Below are 16,767 nucleotides of genomic sequence, written 5' to 3' on the forward strand. Positions count from 1 at the left end.
GAAGGGGAATGCCGCGTCGCCCGGCAAACCCCGCTGCGGGCTGCCCGCGATCTGTGCAGATCCGCCGGTGGGGCGTCGAGGCTCAGGCCTTTTCCAGCTCGAACGTGTCGTGGAGCGCCTGGACGGCGAGTTCCATGTACTTGCGGTCGATCAGGACGCTGATCTTGATCTCGGAGGTGGTGATGACCTTGATGTTCACGTTTTCCGCCGCCAGCGCCGCGAACATCCTGGCGGCGACGCCGACCTGGGACCGCATCCCGATGCCCACGACCGAGACCTTGGCGACGTCGCTGTCGGTGACAAGCTCCGAAAAGACGAACTTGCCCGCAGCCGTGGCATCGTCGATGGCCTTCTTCGCGCGGTCCACCTGGTTGGTGGGCAGGCTGAAGGTCATGTCGGTGTAGGCGCGCTTGTCCGCGGGGTCGTCGCGTTCCGAGATGTTCTGGACGATCATGTCCACGTTGACGCCCGCATCGGCCAGCGCGCCGAAGATCGCGGCGGCGACGCCGGGGCGGTCTTCGACCTTCAGAAGCGTCATCTTCGCCTCGTCGCGGCTGTAGGCGACGCCGGACACTACTTTCGATTCCATGATTTCATCCTCGTCGCAGACCAGGGTTCCGGAGGTCTCGTCGACCTCCTCGAAGGAAGACACGACCCGCAGGCGCACCTTGTAGCGCATGGCCAGTTCGACCGACCGGGTCTGGAGGACCTTGGCGCCCAGGCTGGCCAGTTCCAGCATCTCCTCGAAGGCGATCCTGTCGAGCTTGCGCGCCTTGGCGCAGATGCGGGGGTCGGTGGTGTAGACGCCGTCGACATCGGTGTAGATGTCGCAGCGTTCGGCGCCGAAGGCGGCGGCGAAGGCGACTGCGGTGGTGTCGGACCCGCCCCGGCCGAGCGTGGTGATCCGGCCTTCGGGCGACAGGCCCTGGAAGCCCGCGACGACCGCGACCTTGAAGCCCTCGGCGAATTTCTGGTCGATGTTGTCGCGCGGGATCGAGACGAACCGTGCCTGACCGTGCGCCGAGGTGGTGTTGATCGGCACCTGCCAGCCCTGCCAGCTGCGCGCGGGGATGCCCATTTCCTGCAGGCGCAGGGCCATGAGGCCAGCCGTCACGTTCTCGCCCGACGACACCACGGCGTCATATTCGCGGGCGTCGTAGAGTTTCGAGGTCTGCTCGACCCAGCCGACAAGCTCGTTCGTCTTGCCGGACATGGCGCTGACGATGACGATGACGTCATAGCCGCGTTCGACCTCTGCGCGCACCTTCCGGGCGGCGTTCTCGATCCGCGCCAGATCGGCGACCGAGGTCCCGCCGAATTTCATCACCAGAAGCGGCATCCACCCTCTCCGCGCACTGAAGTCGCGCGGTGTTTAGGCGGGAGGCGCGGCTGGCGCAAGGGGGTGGGTAGGGTGGGCAATACTGCCCACCCTGCGTTTCGGTCACGCGCCGATCACACCGCCGTCTTCGCGGGTGATGACCAGCGTGGCCGAACGCGGCGGGGTGCCGTTGTAGTCCGGGAAGCCCGAGCCGTAATCCTTGGCAGCGAACTGTTCGGCCGAGGCATGGCCGCCCGGGTGCTGGACGTTGACGAACATCGTGGTGCCGTCCGGCGTGGTGATGACGCCGGTGATCTCCTGCCCCCAGGGACCGGTGAGGAAGCGGCGGATCTCGCCCGTCGCCGGATCGGCGGCCAGCATCATGTTCACCCCGAACGGCTCCAGCGGGCCCTTCTGGTCGGGGCCGATGTCGCCCATGTCGGTCTGGATCCAGAGCCGCGAATTCTGGTCGCACCAGATCCCGTCCGGGCAGGCGAAGGTGCTGTCATCCCCCAGCGTCTCGCCCTTGAAGGTCAGCGACTGTCGCGGCGTCCCGGCGATGACGAACAGGTCCCAGGCAAAGCCGGTCGCCGCGTGATCGTTGCCTTCGTAGCGCCAGCGCACGATCTGGCCGAAGTTGTTCTCGGCGCGGGGGTTGACCGCGTCGATCTGGGTCATGTCGCGGCGGTTGTTGTTGGTCAGCGTGAAGTAGACCTCGCCGGTCTTCGGGTCGATGGTGCCCCATTCCGGACGGTCCATCTTGGTTGCACCCGCCTTGTCCGCCGCAGCACGGGTGTTGACCAGGATGTCGGCGAGATCGGCAAAGCCGTTTTCCGGCGTCAGGCCGTTCTGGCCCGGCGCCAGCGCCAGCCATTCGCCGGTGCCGTCCTCGTTGAACCTGGCAACGTAGAGCGTGCCCTCGTCCAGCAGCGCGCCCGAGGCCGTGGCCGGGTCGTAAGGCGCCGCCGAGACGAACTTGTAGATGTATTCGAAGCGGCTGTCGTCGCCCGAGTAGCAGACGACCGGCTTGCCCGGGACGGCAGGCGCAAAGACCACGCCTTCATGGGCAAAGCGGCCGAGATGCGTGCGCTTGACCGGCACCGAGGCCGGGTCGAAGGGGTCGAACTCGACCATCCAGCCGAAGGTGTTCGGCTCATTGCGGTAGTCCTCGGCGGCGCTGGCGCCGGTCGCGGCGGCGTTGAAGCGGATGTATTCGTCCGCGCCGGATGCGGCCTTTTCCCAGCCGTAGCGCGAGGCCTTGTCCGAGACGCCGTACCGTTTGTGCTCGCGCGGCATCTCGGCGTCGGCGTTCACGAAATAGCCCGCCCAGTTCTCTTCGGCGGTCAGGTAGGTGTTCCAGGGCGTGACGCCATGGGCGCAGTTGTTCAGCGTGCCGCGGGTCCTGGTCCCATCGGGGCTGAACTTGGTCACGAGATGCGCCGAACCGGCGGCGGGGCCGGAGATCGTCATCTCGGTCAGGCCGGTGATGCGACGGTTCATCGGGTCGCCCTTGACCACCGACCACTGGCCATCGGCGCCACGGGTGATCCGGGCGACCGTGCAGCCATGGGCGTTGATCTCGGCCAGCACCTCGTCATCGTCGCGCATGCCGTTGGCGTCGAAGACCACGGTGTCGCCGTCGATCGCCTGACCGGCCCATTTCACCGCATGCATGAAGCGCGGCTCGATGTATTCGTGGTTCATGACCAGAAGGCCATCGGTCGAGGAGCCGTCGATCGGGAAGAAATGCATCCCGTCATGGTGGCTGCCGACCTGCACGGCCTGTGCGGCCCCGGTCATCGCGCCCGGCGTGTAGTCAGGGGCATCGGCGGTCAGCGGGGTGCCCCAGGGGGCAAGGATCTGCACCTTGTAGCCTTCGGGAACGACGACGGTATCCTCCTTGGACAGCGGCACGGGCTTGAAGCCCAGAAGCCCGGACGCAGCCGTGGTCTGCGCCAGCGCCGCGCGCGGGGTCAGGCCCGATCCGAACAGGCCGGTCGCCAGCGCGGCCAGCCCGCCGACCAGAAAGCCCCGGCGCGAGGTGCGGGCGTCGATCACGTCATACATCGTGGGGTTGGCGGAATGATTCGAGGGAATCTCGTCGCCGTGTTCATGGAACGGAGTGCTGCGGTAATCGGGATAGTCGTGTTCGTATCTGGACATGCCTTGCTCCATCGCGAGGAAGTGGTGGGACAAGGGGCAGCCGCCCGGCAACAGGCGCCTGTTGAAACCCCTGCCGAACGATGCAGGCGGCGGGATTCAGAGAAATTGCAGTTTGCTGACAGATTTGCGAAGGCGAGATGTCAGAGCGCCCGCCAGCCGATGTCGCGGCGGCAGAAGCCACCCGGCCAGTCGATGCGGTCCACCATGGCATAGGCGGCGTCGCGGGCCTCGCGCAGCGTCTTGCCGCGGGCGGTCACGTTCAGGACCCGCCCGCCCGAGGCGATGATCCCGGCGTCGCGGCTGGCGGTTCCGGCATGAAAGACCATGTGGCGGCTGTCCTCGGGCAATTCCTCCAGCCCGCGGATCTGGCTGCCTTTGGCGTAGGCGCCGGGATAGCCCTTCGCGGCCATCACCACGGTCAGGGCGTGATCGTCCGCCCAGTTGACCTGGGCCTCGTTCAGGCGGCCCTCGGCGGTCGCCAGCATCAGGTCCAGCGCCTGCGCGCCAAGGCGCATCATCAGGACCTGCGCCTCGGGGTCGCCGAAGCGGCAGTTGTATTCCACAAGGCGCGCCTGGCCGTCCCTTATCATCAGGCCCGCGTAGAGCACCCCCTGATAGGGCGTGCCGCGACGGGCCATCTCGCGGATCGTGGGCAGGACGATCCGATCCATCGCCTGTTGTTGCAGGCTGTCGGTCAGGACCGGGGCCGGGGAATAGGCGCCCATGCCGCCCGTATTGGGGCCGGTATCGCCATCCCCCACGCGCTTGTGGTCCTGCGCCGTACCGATGGGAAGCGCGTTCGTCCCGTCGGTGAGGATGAAGAAGCTGGCTTCCTCTCCGTCCATGAAGTCCTCGATGACCACCTCGGCCCCGGCCGCGCCGAACTCGCCGCCGAACATGTCGTCGATGGCGGCCAGGGCCTCGGCCTCGGTCATCGCGACGATGACGCCCTTGCCGGCGGCGAGGCCGTCAGCCTTGACGACGATGGGGGCGCCTTGCGCGCGGATGTAGTCGCGGGCGGCGACAGGTTCGGTGAAGCGGGCGTAAGCCGCGGTCGGCGCCCCGCAGGCGTCGCAGATCTCCTTGGTGAAGGCTTTCGATGCCTCCAGTCTGGCGGCGGCTGCCGAGGGGCCGAAGGCCAGAAGGCCCGCAGCGCGGCAGGCGTCGGCGACACCGGCGGCGAGGGGGGCCTCGGGGCCGACGATCACGAAGTCGATGGCGTTCTCCTCGCAGAACGTCACCACCGCCGCGCCGTCGAGGATGTCGATGTCGGCGTTCTCGGCCAGCATCGCGGTGCCCGCGTTGCCGGGGGCGACGATCAGCCGGTCGGTCTTGGGGTTCTGCTTCACCGCCCAGGCCAGCGCATGTTCGCGCCCGCCGGAGCCCAGGATCAGGATGTTCATCGCCGCGCCCCCGCTTGGACTTTCCTTCCGCGCGTCATAGGGTCGGGGGCGACGGAGGGCAAGCGCCATGGACCTGATCGACGACGGCCCCGCGCCGCAGGGCAATCAGCCGGAATATACCGTGTCGGAGCTTTCCGGGGCGGTGAAGCGGGTGATCGAGGGGGAGTTCGGCCTTGTCCGCGTGCGCGGAGAGGTGGGGCGGGTGTCGCGGCCCTCGTCGGGGCATCTCTACTTCGACCTGAAGGATGATCGTGCGGTGATCGCGGCGGTCAGCTGGAAGGGGCAGGTCGCGCGGATGCAGGTGCGCCCCGAGGAGGGGATGGAGGTCGTGGCCACGGGGCGGATGACCACCTTTCCGGGGCAGTCGAAGTATCAGCTGATCGTCGAGGATGTGGCCCCAGCGGGGGCGGGTGCGCTGATGGCGATGCTGGAGAAGCGGAAGGCGGCGCTTCAGGCCGAAGGGCTGTTCGATCCCGCGCGGAAGAAGCCGATTCCCTATCTGCCGCGCGTGATCGGGGTGGTGACATCCCCGAGTGGGGCGGTGATCCGGGACATCCTGCATCGTCTGCGCGACCGGTTTCCCCGGCATGTGCTGATCTGGCCGGTGGCGGTGCAGGGGCAGGACTGTGCGGCGCAGGTGGCGGCGGCGATCCGGGGGTTCAACGCGATCGAGCCCGGCGGGCCGATCCCGCGGCCCGATGTGCTGATCGTCGCGCGCGGCGGCGGGAGTCTGGAGGACCTGTGGGGGTTCAACGAGGAGGTCGTGGTGCGCGCGGCGGCGGAGTCGCGCATCCCGCTGATCTCGGCCGTGGGGCATGAGACCGACGCCACGCTGATCGACCATGCCGCCGACCTGCGGGCGCCCACGCCCACGGCGGCGGCGGAGCTGGCGGTGCCGGTGCGGCTGGAGCTTCTGGCGGCGCTGGACGCTCTGGGGGCGCGGCTGACGCGCGGGATCGGGCAGGGGCTGATCCTGCGGCGGCAGCGGCTGCGGGACCTGTCGCGCGCGCTGCCGAGGGTGGAGACGCTGGTCTCGACACCCCGGCAACGGCTGGACGCGGCGGGGCTGCGGCTGGGGGCGGGGCTGGGGCTGGCGGTGGCGCGGAAGCACCGCGACTACGACCGGGTGGCAGGGCGGCTGCAGCCGGCGGCGCTTCGGGGCCTGGTCGCGCGGCAGGCGGACCAGGTGGCGGTGAAGGGCGAGCGGTTGCGCCGGGCGATCCTGCTGCGGCTGGAGCGGCGGGGAGAGCGTCTGGAGGCGCTGGCGGCGCGGCTGGCCCCGGCCCTTGCGCGGATGCTGGGCGATGCGGGGCGGAAGGTGGCGGACGGGCGGCGGGACCTTGCGCGGCTTGCCGAGCGTCTGGAGGCAGCGCCCCGGCAGCAGCTTGCCCGGCTGGCGGACCGGCTGGAGGCGCTGGACCGGACCCGGGTGACGCTGGGCTACCACGAGACCCTGAAGCGGGGCTATGCGGTGGTGCGGGGGGATGGGGCGGTCGTCACCTCGAAGGCGGGGGCGGAGAAGGCGGCGGCGCTGGAGATCGAGTTCCGGGATGGGCGGCTTTTGGTCGGGGGACGGGCCGGGAAGCGGACGAAGGGCGAAGGCGAGAGCGGGCAAGGCAGCCTGTTCTGACGGGGGCGCCCTGCGCGCGGTGCGGGGCCGTGCGCAGGTTTCTGGCTTGAGAACTCCGGGCAGCGCGCTTCGATACCGGCGGCGCGCGGGATGGATGTGTCTGCCTCCGGCGGGAGTATTTGGAAAAAGAGCAAGCCGGAGCGGTGTCTGTCGCCGTCGCAAGACCAGCGCAGTCGCGTGCCGAAGCAGCCGTCGCAGGTGACGTCTGGCGAGGGGCAAGGCAGGATCGGGGCAGCAGCCGGCTGCCGCGGTCGTGGCAGCTATGGCGCCAAGGGGACGGTTCGCCCTGGTCGTCGAAGCTGATCCGGTCGGCTTCGGCGCGCGAGGCACCCTTGCGGCATTGCGCGGCGTCGCGTCAGATCGCGCCGCCTTTGACGAAGGGTTCGACCTCTTGCTGGGTCATCGGGGGGCCGGACTGCGCCCCCGCGGGCCGCGCGAGGCACGGGATGTCAGAGCGGTCTGGAGCAGGCCCCGCATCAGGTGCCGACCTCGGGGCCGGGGCAGGCGGGCGGATCGGGCGTCTCGGCGACCGCCACGGGCTCGGTCCCGGGCGGGCTGGTGGTGTAGCTTGCGCTGAAGCCCCGTGCGCTGCGCGTGATGATCCAGCAGTCGGGATCCCTGTCGGTTTCGTATTTGAAGCAGATCGCCGGGCCGTCCTCGTACCAGTGGCCAGGCGTGCAGTCCCGGCCCGTGGCGGCCCAGCGGACCTTGCGGTTCGGCAGGTAGTGTTCGACGCCGTAGACCATCCCGAATTCGGACCAGGTCATGCTGCGGCCAAGGGTCAGGGCGTCGAACTCGGCGCCGGTAAGCGGGGGGTCGGCGAGGGCGGGGCCGGTGGCCGACAGAAGGGCGGCGAGCGCGCGCATGGTCAGACCCCCAGGACGGGGCCGGGGCAGGGCAGGGGCCTGTCGTCGGCCGAGACCTCGTGCAGTTCCTCGCCGGGCTGGGCATGGACCGACAGCGCCACCAGCGCGCCGTCCTTCAGCCAGAAGGTCCAGCAGGCCGGGGTGGGGTCGTATTCGTAGACAAAGCAGATGTGGGTGTCCTGCGGATACCAGCTGCCGTATTGGCATTCGTTGGGTGCGGTGCTCCAGCGGACCTTTCGGCCGGGCAGGTATTCCTCGATCCCGAAGACATGGTCGAACTGTCGGTAGGTGAGGGTCTTGCCGGTGACATGGGCCTCGAACGCCTCGGCGGTGATCGGGGGTTCGGCGGCGGCGAGCGCCGGCCAGAGCGCGCAGAGGAGTGCAAGGCGGCGCATCGGGTCAGGCGCCGACATCCGGCCCTGCGCAGGGCAGCGGGCCGCCGTCGCGGGAAGATTCCAGGATCTCCCACCCGCCGCCCTCGCCCATGAAGCGGCCCCGGATCTTGCCGTTGTCCAGGAAGTAGAGCCAGCAGGCGGGCGTCGGGTCGGTTTCGTATTCGAAGCAGATCTGGTCGTTCTTCTGGTACCAGACGCCGTAGATGCAGAGATCGCCCTCGAAGGCCCAGCGGACGCGGCGGTTGGGCAGATATTCCTCGGTGCCGAAGAGGCCGCCGCCGTAGTCGTAGGTAATGGTCTGGTTCACTGTGGCGGCGTCGAATTCCTCGGCGTTCAGCGGGGTTTCGGCCAGGGCCGGGGTGGCAGCAAGGATCAGGGGCAGAAGGAAGGCACGCATCGGGGGCTCCGTTCGGTCTGGGTGCGAGAGTGCCAGAGGCCGGGCAGGTTGACCAGTCACGCGGGCGTGTCCGGCGGGGCGTCGGCGGGTCGGGTATTCCGCCATTGGGCGAGATGGGGGCCGATGGCGCGGCGCCAGGTGCGGGGGGCAAGGGCCAGGGCGCAGGCGAGGGGCAGGGGCCAGGGCAGGCGGGGGGCCTCGGTCGCGGGCGGCAGGTCCAGCGCGGGGAAGGCGCGCGCGGGGTGGACGTGGTGGTCGGAATGGCGCGGGGCGTTCAGCATCATGGCGGAGGTGAACCAATGCGCGGTGTTCCAGCTGTGGGCGGGGCCGACGGGCTCCAGCTTGCCGTCGGCGCGTCGGGCGCGGGTGAGGCCGTAGTGCTGGACGTAGTCGGACAGGAGGATCTGGCTTTGGGCGTGGAGTGCGAGGGCAGTCCAGGTCAGAAGGCCGGGAAGCCCCGCGATCAGGGCGGCGAGGGTCAGGGCCAGCGCGCTGATCCCGAGGTAGAGCGCGTAGGGATGCGGGCCGGAGTGGCCCTTGCGCCGCGCGGTTTCGGCCAGAAGGCCCTCGCGGAAGCTGCCGATCCAGGCACGGGGGGCAAAGCGGTAGAAGCTTTCGCCCGGTCGCGCGGTATTGGGATCGTCGCGGCTGGCGACGCGGGCGTGGTGGACCAGCCGGTGGGCGCTGGCGTGCTGGCCGAAGAGGAGCCAGGCGTAGACAGCCGCACCAAGGCGGAACAGCCAGCGGTTGGGGCGGTGGATCAGCTCATGCGCCGCGGGGTGGGCGACCTGGCCCAGCCAGAAGCCGGTGGCGAGGAAGAGAAGGACCCGTTCCAGGCTAGTGAGTGCCGAGGGACCGGCGATGGCCCAGGTGGCCAGGGGCAGGAGGACAAGCGCCCCGAGGCCCGCAGCCACCAGCAGGGCATTGGCGGCGGGAAACTCGGCATCCTCGGTCCGGCCCGGGGTGAGCGGGATCAGCTGGTCGAGGAGGAGGGTCAGCACTGCCATGTAAAGGAAGGCAGACCAGAGCCAGAGCCCGCCGAAGCCCGCGCCAAGCCCGATCAGCGCCACGGGGCCGAGGGCGGCGGTGGCGAAGGCGGCAAGGGGCAGGGGGCGGGCTTGCAACGGGGCCTGGTCCGGTTGAGGCTGGGGGACGGAGACTGCGGAGGTGGCTATGCCGGACAAGTTGGTCGAAACGCTGGCGCTTGCAACTGCCTTCTTGTCGCTGGCGTCGGCGCTGGCCTACTGGCTGGCCTTTGCCACGCGGGAGGTCAAGGGGATGGCGGGGGCGGTGGTCAAGACCGCCTCGACGGCGCTTATGGCCGGGCTGGCGCTGGCGATGTCGCCGGGCGGCTGGTTCTGGCTGATCCCCCTTGGCCTCGCGCTGGGGGCGCTGGGCGATCTGTTCCTGGCGCTGGGCGGGGTGCGGCGGTTCCTGGCCGGCGTCGCGGCCTTCGGGCTGGGGCATCTGGCCTATGCGGGGGGCTTTCTGTGGCGGTCGGGAGAGATCGGCCCTGACGGGGTGTCGTTGCCCGAGGGGATGGTGCTGGCGGGGCTTCTGGCGCTGCTTGGCTCGACCGAGGTCTGGCTGGCCCCGCGCACGGGCGCCTTGCGCCAGCCGGTGCGCGGCTATGTCGGGCTGATCGGCCTGATGGGGGTGTCGGCCCTTTTCCTGCCGGCGCATCCGGGGCAGGGGGTGCTGCGGCTGGGGGCGGGGCTGTTCATCCTGTCGGATCTGATGCTGGCGTTGCAGCTTTTCGTGGTGACGGCGCCCGCGACGCGGCGGGCTTTGGCCCTGGCGCTCTGGCCCGCCTACTGGGCCGGTCAGGCGCTGATCCTGCGGGGTGCGCTGGACTACGCGGGCCTCGGTCCGGGCTGATGGCCTTCCAAAGACCGGGCAAAGCGACTAGGTGAAGGGAAACAGCCGGGAGAGCCTGCCCATGTCGTTCTTCAAGAAGCTCAAGGAGCGGATGTTCCGGTCTTCGGACAAGATCGGTGAGGGGCTGGAGGCGCTGGTCGCCGAGGGCGCGGACGACCCGAAAGAGCCGCCGCGCGAGGTGCCCGACGCGGTGCCGGAACTGCCCGAGCCCCCGGCCCCCGAACTGCCCGAACCCGATCTGCCGGAAGTGCCGGTGCCGGAGCTGCCCGAGCCCGATCTGCCCGGACCGGAGGAGCCGATGCCTTTCGCACGCGCGGCAACGGTCTCGGTTCCTTCCCCCGACCGCGACCCCGAACCGGCCAGGCCCGGCCTGCTGGGGCGGCTGTTCGGGCGGACGGTGGCGGATGAGCCCCGGCGCGTGCTGGACGACGCGATGCTGGAAAGCCTGGAGGAGCTTCTGATCCGGGCCGACATGGGCGTGGATACCGCCGTTCGGGTCACGGCAAACATCGCCGAGGGACGCTTTGGGCGGAAGGTCTCGACCCGCGAGTTGCGCGCGGCGCTGGCCTCGGAAGTGGCGCGGATCATGGAGCCGGTGGCGCGGCCGATGCCCTTGTATCCGCAGAAGCCGCAGGTCGTGCTGGTGGTGGGGGTGAACGGGTCGGGCAAGACGACCACGATCGGCAAGCTGGCCAGCCAGTTCAAGGCCGCCGGCAAGAAGGTGGTGATCGCGGCGGGCGACACCTTCCGTGCGGCGGCGGTGGAACAGTTGCAGATCTGGGGACAGCGCGCCGGGGTGCCGGTGCTGACCGCGCCGGAAGGGTCGGATCCGGCGAGCCTTGCCTTCGATGCGCTGACCAGGGCGCGGGCCGAGGGGGCGGACCTTCTGCTGATCGACACGGCGGGCAGGCTGCAGAACCGGCAGGACCTGATGGAGGAACTGGCCAAGATCGTGCGCGTCATCCGCAAGGTCGATCCGACCGCGCCGCACAACACGCTGCTGGTGCTGGACGCGACCACGGGCCAGAACGCCGTGACGCAGGTCGAGATCTTCCGCAAGATCGCGGATGTCTCGGGTCTGGTGATGACCAAGCTGGACGGGACGGCCAAGGGCGGTGTGCTGGTGGCGCTGGCCGACAGGTTCGGTCTGCCGATCCATGCCATCGGCGTGGGCGAGCAGATCGACGATCTTGCACCCTTCGACCCCGACGACTTCGCCAGGGCGCTGGTCGGAGCCGAGGGATGATCCGCGCGGGTCTTCTGACTTTGGCGCTGGCCGGTCGGGCGCCGAGCGGGGGGGCGGACAATCTGGCAGAGGCTGCCCCCCTGTTGCAGGGCGTCGTGCTGGATGTGGACTGGACACATTCCGATGCGCCGTGAACTGGGCCTTGTCCTTGCGCTTTTGTGCGGGCCGGTCATGGCCGAACCGGCCGCTTGCCCGCAGCTTCTGGCCGCGCTGGAAAGCGCGACCGGCACCCGCATCACGGCACCGCCATCGGGGACGGAAGACGGCTGGTGCGTCTTCGACCGGGCGGTGCTGAAGGCTGACGGGGCGCCCGATCTGGTGGCCGAACGGCTGAGACTGCGCGGCGACCTGGACGAGGGTGCGCTGGTGAGCCTTGCGGTCAGGGCGGGTGGCGTCCGCGTCTCGCCCGGCCTCGGGCAGCGCGACCTGGACCCGGTGCTGCGCGAGGCTCTGCGCTTGCAGACGGCCGAGGTGGCCCTTGACGCGACGGTCGGGCCGGAGGGAATCGCGCTGCGCGATGGGGTGGTGCGGCTGTCGGGCGGCTCGGAGCTGGCGGTCGCGGCGGATATCGCCGGGGTGGGGATCTCGGCGGGGTCGCTGATGCTGGGGCGGCTGACCTGGGCGAGGCTGGACTGGCGCAACGACGGCAAGCTGCTGCGTCCGGTGCTGCAAGCCTGGGGCGAGGGTCTGGCCGACGGCGCGGCGCGCGGGGCGGCGGCGATCGACGCAAGCCGGGCGACGCTGCGGCAGATCGTCGGCAACCTGCCCGAGGCCCTTGTGCCCGAGGACGGGGCGGGGCAGCTGAAGCGGCTGATCGACGCGCTGCCGCAGGGTCGGGGGCGGCTTGTGCTGGAGCTGTCGCGGCCCGGAGGGATCGGCGCGGCAGAGCTGGGGGTTGCGGCGCTGTCCCGGGACCCGCTTGGCCCCGAAGCGCTGGCGCGGCTGTTCTCTGGCGCGGTGCTGGCGGTGGACTGGCAGCCGGGACTGGCCCCTTGAGCGAGATCCTGCGGTCGGTCCAGGGGACCGCAGCGGGGCATGACCTTGCGCTGGCGCTGGCGCTGCTGGCGGCGGTGCTGCACGCGCTCTTCGGAGCCTTGCAGAAGGGGCGGCACGATCCCTGGCTGAGCCGTGCGGCGATCGACGTGAGCTACGGGGTGATCGCCGCGCCTTTCGCGCTGTTCGTGGTGCCCTGGCCGGAGCCGCACATGTGGCCGATCTTCGCGGGCGCCTTCGCGATCCATGCGGTCTACAAGGTCTTGCAGGCGATGACCTACACGCGGGGGGCCTTCACCGTGGTCTATCCGGTGGTGCGCGGCACGGGGCCGTTCTTTACCGTGATCGGGGCGGGGATCGTCTTCGGCGAGAGTTTCGCCCCCGGCCAGTGGGCGGGGCTGGCGCTGCTGGTCGGCGGCATCCTTGGGCTGGCGGCCTGGAACCTGCGCCATGTCACGGTGGATCGGGCGACGATGGTGCCCGCGCTGGGTCTGGCGGTGGCGACAGGGGCGATGGTGGCGGCCTATACCACCTGTGACGCCTATGGCATCCGCGCGACGGCGGACCCGTTCACCTTTCTCGCCTGGTTCTTCATGCTGGACGGGATATTCATCCCGATCGTCACTCACCGGCGCTGGCGGCAGCTTCCGGCCGCCGAGATCGTTCCCTTGCTCAAGCGGGGTGTATCTGGCGCCTTCGTCGCCTATTTCAGCTTTGGCGCGATCATGCTGGCCACACGGCTGGACAAGGTCGGCGAGGCGGCGGTCTTGCGCGAGACTTCGACCGTCTTTGCCGCCTTGATCGGCTGGCTGGTTCTGGGCGAGAAGGTGGGGCCGGTGCGGACCGGACTGATGGCAGTGATCGCGGCGGGCGCGGTCGTGATGGAATGGGCGGGATAGGCAATGGCGGAACGCAGGATCAACCCGATTCTCAAGCAGGTGCTGGAACTGGGGCCGACCGTGGTCTTCTTCCTGATCTACATGCGGATCAAGGACGAGACCTACACTCTGGGCGGGACCGACTATTCCGGCTTCATTGTGGCAGCCCTGATCCTGATCCCGCTGCTTCTTGCCGCAATTTTCACGCTCTGGTTGTTGACGGGCACGATCAGCCGGATGCAGATATTCGTCGGCGTGATGGTGGTGGTCTTCGGCGGGCTGACGGCCTGGTTCAACGACGAGCGCTTTTTCAAGATGAAGACGACCATTGTCTACGGCGTCTTCGCGCTGATCCTGGGTGCGGGGCTGTTGCGCGGGAAAAGCCTGCTGCAATGGGTGATGGCCGAGGCTTTGCCCATGAAACCAGAGGGTTGGATGATCCTGACCCGCAGGCTGGCGCTGATGTTCGCGGGCCTTGCCATCGCCAACGAGATCATCTGGCGCACGCAGTCGACCGAATTGTGGGTCAAGCTGGAAACCTTTGCCATGCCCGCGGCATTGTTTCTGTTCCTGATGCTGAACCTCATGGCGCTGCAACGCTACATCATGGAAGAGCCCGAGGACAAAACCTGACGCCTTCCACAGGAATGCCCCGTAACGGGCAGGGTTCTGCCCCAGACCTGCCTTGAAGCATCGCTAAACCCAAGGCTGAGCCTGAGGGAGAAGACCGATGCACCGCACCCCGTTCGATCTGGTCCGCCTGTTCCTGAGCCTGTTCCAGGACCTGCCGCCGCTGTCGCGGTCGCTTTACCTGCCGGGTGCGGTTCTTCTGCTGGGTTATCCGCTGCTGTCGGTGGCCTTCGGATCCGATCATTCGGCCAACGCCTTCGCCACGGCCTTTCTGGCCGCGCTGGCCGTGCGGATCGCGATGGGCTTCGAAGGCATGGTGCGGCGGCTGCTGACCCGCTATTCGGTCGGCCGGACCATCGTCTTCGCGCTGGCCTTCGCGGGTGTGCCGCTGGTGGTGCTGGCGCTGGCCAATGATCCGCTGTGGTGCCAGCGGATGCAGAGCCTGTTCTATGTGGTGATCGGCGGCATCTTCCTGCAGGACGTGCTGAACGGCCGCACCGCCACTGCCGCAAGTTTCTGGCCGGACGCAGAGATGCGCGACCACCTGCCGAACCTGACCCGGATCATGGTGGTCTACAACTTCACCTTCCTGCTTCTGAACGAGACCATGATCCGCATCACCGAGCCGTCGCATTGGCTGCTGTTCTGGGCCGTGCTGCCGGTCATCGGGCACATGGTGCTGCGGGCGATGGTGCTGACGGTGATCAACCTGGACGACAATGGTCACAGGGCCTGAGCCGCTCGGCCCCCGGAATTCAGCCGAAGGACTTTAACCCCAAAGACCTTTGCCAAGGGCGCCGCAGGGCGCCCTTTCTTATTGCGGCAGCACGCAGGCGGTCCTTTTCACATCCATGCACCGCCGCAGCGCGGTCAGGACGGCGGCCGGAGTGTTCGACAGGGGCAGGAAGCCCAGTTCGGACAGCTTTCGGGCATAGGTCTTCGACAAGGCCGGATCGAGCCCGAGTGCCGCGTCATAGTTCGCATAGGCATCGTCCATCCGCCCCAGCGCAGCGTCGATCCGGGCAAGGGTGTCGTGGTAGGCCGCCTCCATCCGCCGGCCGTTCGGGTTCCGGCGCAGGCTCTGACTGACCTGATCCGCCTCGGCCGCCTTGCCGTCGGCAAGCAGCGCGCGGGCCTGCACATTGGCTGCGGCAAGGCTGTCGGGATAGCGCTGCAACAGGGCGGCGGCTTCGGCGGCAAGCTGGGCAGGGGGGGCATATTCGCCAAGCGCGAGCAGTCGGCGCGACAGGATGTCTTCCTCGATGGCGGGATTGCTGGCGGTGACCACGCCGGGGCGCAGCGCCTCGTCCGCGACGGCGACCAGGTCCTGCGGGCGCCCCAGGGCCGCCAGCGCCGCAAGCTTGTTGCGATAGGCGTTCTGGTAGCCGGGTGCCAGCGCGATGGCGGTGTCGAAATAGGACAGCGCCTCTTCCGCGCGACCAAGGTCGATCAGGCAGCGGCCCTTGATCTCGTTGGCATAGGCATATTGCGGGTCCAGCCGCAGCGCGTTGTCGGCGTCATCCGAACAGCGCTGCCCCTCGCGCAACTGCCACCAGGCCTCGGCCCGGTTGGCCCAGGCGGAAATGTAGTCCTCGGTCGCCAGCGCGGCCGAGTAATGTGCCAGCGCCCCCGCCACGTCGCCCTGGTCATAGCGGACATTGCCCAGTTCCACCCAGATCCAGGCATTGGCCGCCGAGAGCGCGATGGCCTGTTGCAGCGTGGCCGCGGCCTCGTCCAGCTGGCCGAGCATCCGCTGCGCCTCGCCCTTCAGCGCAAGGGCCATGGCGGCGCTGTCGGAGCTGTCGGCGGCCTGAAAGGCCTGGTCGCACAGCGTGATCTGGGTCTCAAAGTCGGCGCTGCGGTCTTCGCAGGTCTGCGCGACGGCGGGAAGGGTGGGGGACACTGTCGCAAGGACAAGGAGAAGGCGGCGCATGGGGGCTTTCGCGGCTGGGTCCGGGACGGTGGGGCGAGCGTCCTTCAGCCGGTGGGGAAAATCAAGTGCGGCCAGGCGGCGTCAGGCGGCGGGCAGGCCCGGGCCGACACCCATCCCGCGCGCGCCGAGGATCAGCCGCGACCATCGGCGGCCGGGGCGATGGCGCGGCAGGTCCGCCGCCGCCAGCCGCCCCTCGATCAGCGCGCGATAGAGCGCGATGGTGCCGGGGCGCAGGTAGGGCGACCAGTGGCAGATGCGCCGGGGCGGGTCGGCCAGCGGATGGCCAAGGGCCGCCAGCCCGGCCAGCGTGCGGGGCTGGTCGATCCAGAGGTCATGCCAGCGCGCAAGGCCGCGCCCAAGCCCCTGACCGATCGAGGTGCGCAGCCCCAGGTGGATGCCCCATTCGAAACAGGCGTCGAACAGGTCGTTCTCGCGGGTGGTGACGTTGACCACCTCGACCGCGCGACCTGCCGGAGAGGCGAGCGCCGCCAGAGTGCGCCCCCGGGTCTCGGCGGCGGCCAGCAGGATCATCCGGTCGATCTGGCCTGGGTCCACCAGGGGCAGGGCGGCCAAGGCGACGCGGGCACCCATGGAATGGGCGATGATCTGGACCCCGCGGCCCGAGAGGCCGTGGACAGTGCGCGCGATCTCGGCCAGGGCGGCGCCGGTGCGCCAGGCCCGCAGATGCGCGCGCCAGGGGTCGCATTTCGCGTTCCAGCCAAGCGCGATCCCCAGCCCCTGCCGCCCGTCCAGCCCCAGGTGACGCGGCCAGCTCACGGCGCGGCGGTCGGCGGGGGCAGGGTCCAGCGACAGGATCGAGCCATGCGGGCAATCGCGGGCGAAACCGGGGGCATAGCGCCAGCCGTGGATCATGACGACGACCGGGGCTTCCGGGGGCAGGGCCGCGAGCTTCCTCGCCAGCCGGTCCCGGTCAAGGACCAGGCCGCAGTCTGTTGCATCGGCGCGGATCGGACGGGGATCGTCGGTCATGGCCTGTTTCGCCTGTTGCCTGTTTTCCCCGTGCATGCCGCAGCGCG

17 protein-coding genes are annotated in these 16,767 nt (G+C 69.3%); 8 read left to right on the plus strand and 9 right to left on the minus strand.

Going from position 1 to position 16,767, the window contains the following annotated elements:
- Positions 1-82: 82 nt before the first annotated feature.
- The 3 genes from D5084_RS11410 to purD form a co-directional block, all read right to left on the minus strand.
- Complete coding sequence (locus D5084_RS11410) at positions 83-1,339, minus strand: aspartate kinase (protein ID WP_128515618.1); 1,257 nt, start codon at positions 1,337-1,339, stop codon at positions 83-85.
- Between the two features lie 102 nt (positions 1,340-1,441).
- The gene (locus D5084_RS11415) at positions 1,442-3,481 is read right to left on the minus strand and encodes a PhoX family protein (protein WP_128515619.1); all 2,040 of its coding nucleotides are present in this window, start codon (positions 3,479-3,481) and stop codon (positions 1,442-1,444) included.
- 140 nt (positions 3,482-3,621) lie between these two features.
- Positions 3,622-4,884: a phosphoribosylamine--glycine ligase gene (purD, locus tag D5084_RS11420; RefSeq protein WP_128515661.1), complete on the minus strand. Its 1,263-nt coding sequence runs from the start codon at positions 4,882-4,884 to the stop codon at positions 3,622-3,624.
- Positions 4,885-4,951: 67 nt separating this feature from the next.
- Between purD and xseA the strand changes: the two genes are divergently transcribed.
- The gene (gene xseA / locus D5084_RS11425) at positions 4,952-6,514 is read left to right on the plus strand and encodes an exodeoxyribonuclease VII large subunit (protein WP_128515620.1); all 1,563 of its coding nucleotides are present in this window, start codon (positions 4,952-4,954) and stop codon (positions 6,512-6,514) included.
- Positions 6,515-6,990: 476 nt separating this feature from the next.
- Here the strand turns inward: xseA and D5084_RS11430 are convergent, their stop codons facing one another.
- Genes D5084_RS11430 through D5084_RS11445 form a run of 4 tightly spaced genes read right to left on the minus strand, consistent with a single transcriptional unit; the run spans position 6,991 to position 9,296 of the window.
- Positions 6,991-7,380, minus strand: a complete 390-nt coding sequence (locus tag D5084_RS11430; protein WP_128515621.1) for a hypothetical protein — start codon at positions 7,378-7,380, stop codon at positions 6,991-6,993.
- Positions 7,381-7,382: 2 nt separating this feature from the next.
- Positions 7,383-7,775 carry a hypothetical protein gene (locus D5084_RS11435; RefSeq protein ID WP_128515622.1) on the minus strand — a complete coding sequence of 131 codons (393 nt, stop codon included), beginning with the start codon at positions 7,773-7,775 and terminating at the stop codon, positions 7,383-7,385.
- Between the two features lie 4 nt (positions 7,776-7,779).
- On the minus strand, positions 7,780-8,172 hold the full coding sequence (locus D5084_RS11440) for a hypothetical protein (protein ID WP_128515623.1): 393 nt from the start codon (positions 8,170-8,172) through the stop codon (positions 7,780-7,782).
- Between the two features lie 56 nt (positions 8,173-8,228).
- Positions 8,229-9,296 (minus strand): alkane 1-monooxygenase, encoded by a 1,068-nt coding sequence (locus D5084_RS11445; protein WP_238382616.1) that lies wholly within the window; start codon positions 9,294-9,296, stop codon positions 8,229-8,231.
- Positions 9,297-9,345: 49 nt separating this feature from the next.
- Here D5084_RS11445 and D5084_RS11450 point away from each other — a divergent pair, with 49 nt between their 5' ends.
- From D5084_RS11450 to D5084_RS11475, 7 genes are all read left to right on the plus strand, one after another.
- A complete protein-coding gene (locus tag D5084_RS11450; protein WP_128515624.1) occupies positions 9,346-10,050 on the plus strand; it encodes a lysoplasmalogenase family protein in 705 nt (234 codons plus the stop codon).
- 61 nt (positions 10,051-10,111) lie between these two features.
- On the plus strand, positions 10,112-11,296 hold the full coding sequence (ftsY, locus tag D5084_RS11455) for a signal recognition particle-docking protein FtsY (RefSeq protein ID WP_128515625.1): 1,185 nt from the start codon (positions 10,112-10,114) through the stop codon (positions 11,294-11,296).
- A complete protein-coding gene (locus D5084_RS18375) occupies positions 11,293-11,430 on the plus strand; it encodes a hypothetical protein (protein WP_155523133.1) in 138 nt (45 codons plus the stop codon). Before ftsY ends, D5084_RS18375 begins: the two co-directional genes overlap by 4 nt.
- On the plus strand, positions 11,420-12,292 hold the full coding sequence (locus D5084_RS11460) for a hypothetical protein (protein WP_128515626.1): 873 nt from the start codon (positions 11,420-11,422) through the stop codon (positions 12,290-12,292). The genes D5084_RS18375 and D5084_RS11460 overlap by 11 nt, the downstream gene beginning before the upstream one ends.
- Positions 12,289-13,188, plus strand: coding sequence for an EamA family transporter (locus D5084_RS11465; RefSeq protein ID WP_128515627.1), 900 nt, complete (start codon positions 12,289-12,291; stop codon positions 13,186-13,188). The genes D5084_RS11460 and D5084_RS11465 overlap by 4 nt, the downstream gene beginning before the upstream one ends.
- A 3-nt stretch (positions 13,189-13,191) precedes the next feature.
- Positions 13,192-13,800, plus strand: a complete 609-nt coding sequence (locus tag D5084_RS11470; protein ID WP_128515628.1) for an inner membrane-spanning protein YciB — start codon at positions 13,192-13,194, stop codon at positions 13,798-13,800.
- A 97-nt stretch (positions 13,801-13,897) separates the two neighbouring features.
- Positions 13,898-14,533, plus strand: coding sequence for a hypothetical protein (locus tag D5084_RS11475; RefSeq protein WP_128515629.1), 636 nt, complete (start codon positions 13,898-13,900; stop codon positions 14,531-14,533).
- Between the two features lie 78 nt (positions 14,534-14,611).
- On the opposite strand, the gene D5084_RS11480 is transcribed toward D5084_RS11475, so the two are convergent.
- Both D5084_RS11480 and D5084_RS11485 read right to left on the minus strand, forming a co-directional pair.
- A complete protein-coding gene (locus D5084_RS11480; protein WP_128515630.1) occupies positions 14,612-15,730 on the minus strand; it encodes a tetratricopeptide repeat protein in 1,119 nt (372 codons plus the stop codon).
- Between the two features lie 81 nt (positions 15,731-15,811).
- Positions 15,812-16,720, minus strand: a complete 909-nt coding sequence (locus tag D5084_RS11485) for an alpha/beta fold hydrolase (protein WP_128515631.1) — start codon at positions 16,718-16,720, stop codon at positions 15,812-15,814.
- Positions 16,721-16,767: the final 47 nt, after the last annotated feature.

This window comes from Tabrizicola thermarum (genome assembly GCF_003574395.1).
Lineage (GTDB): Bacteria > Pseudomonadota > Alphaproteobacteria > Rhodobacterales > Rhodobacteraceae > Tabrizicola > Tabrizicola thermarum.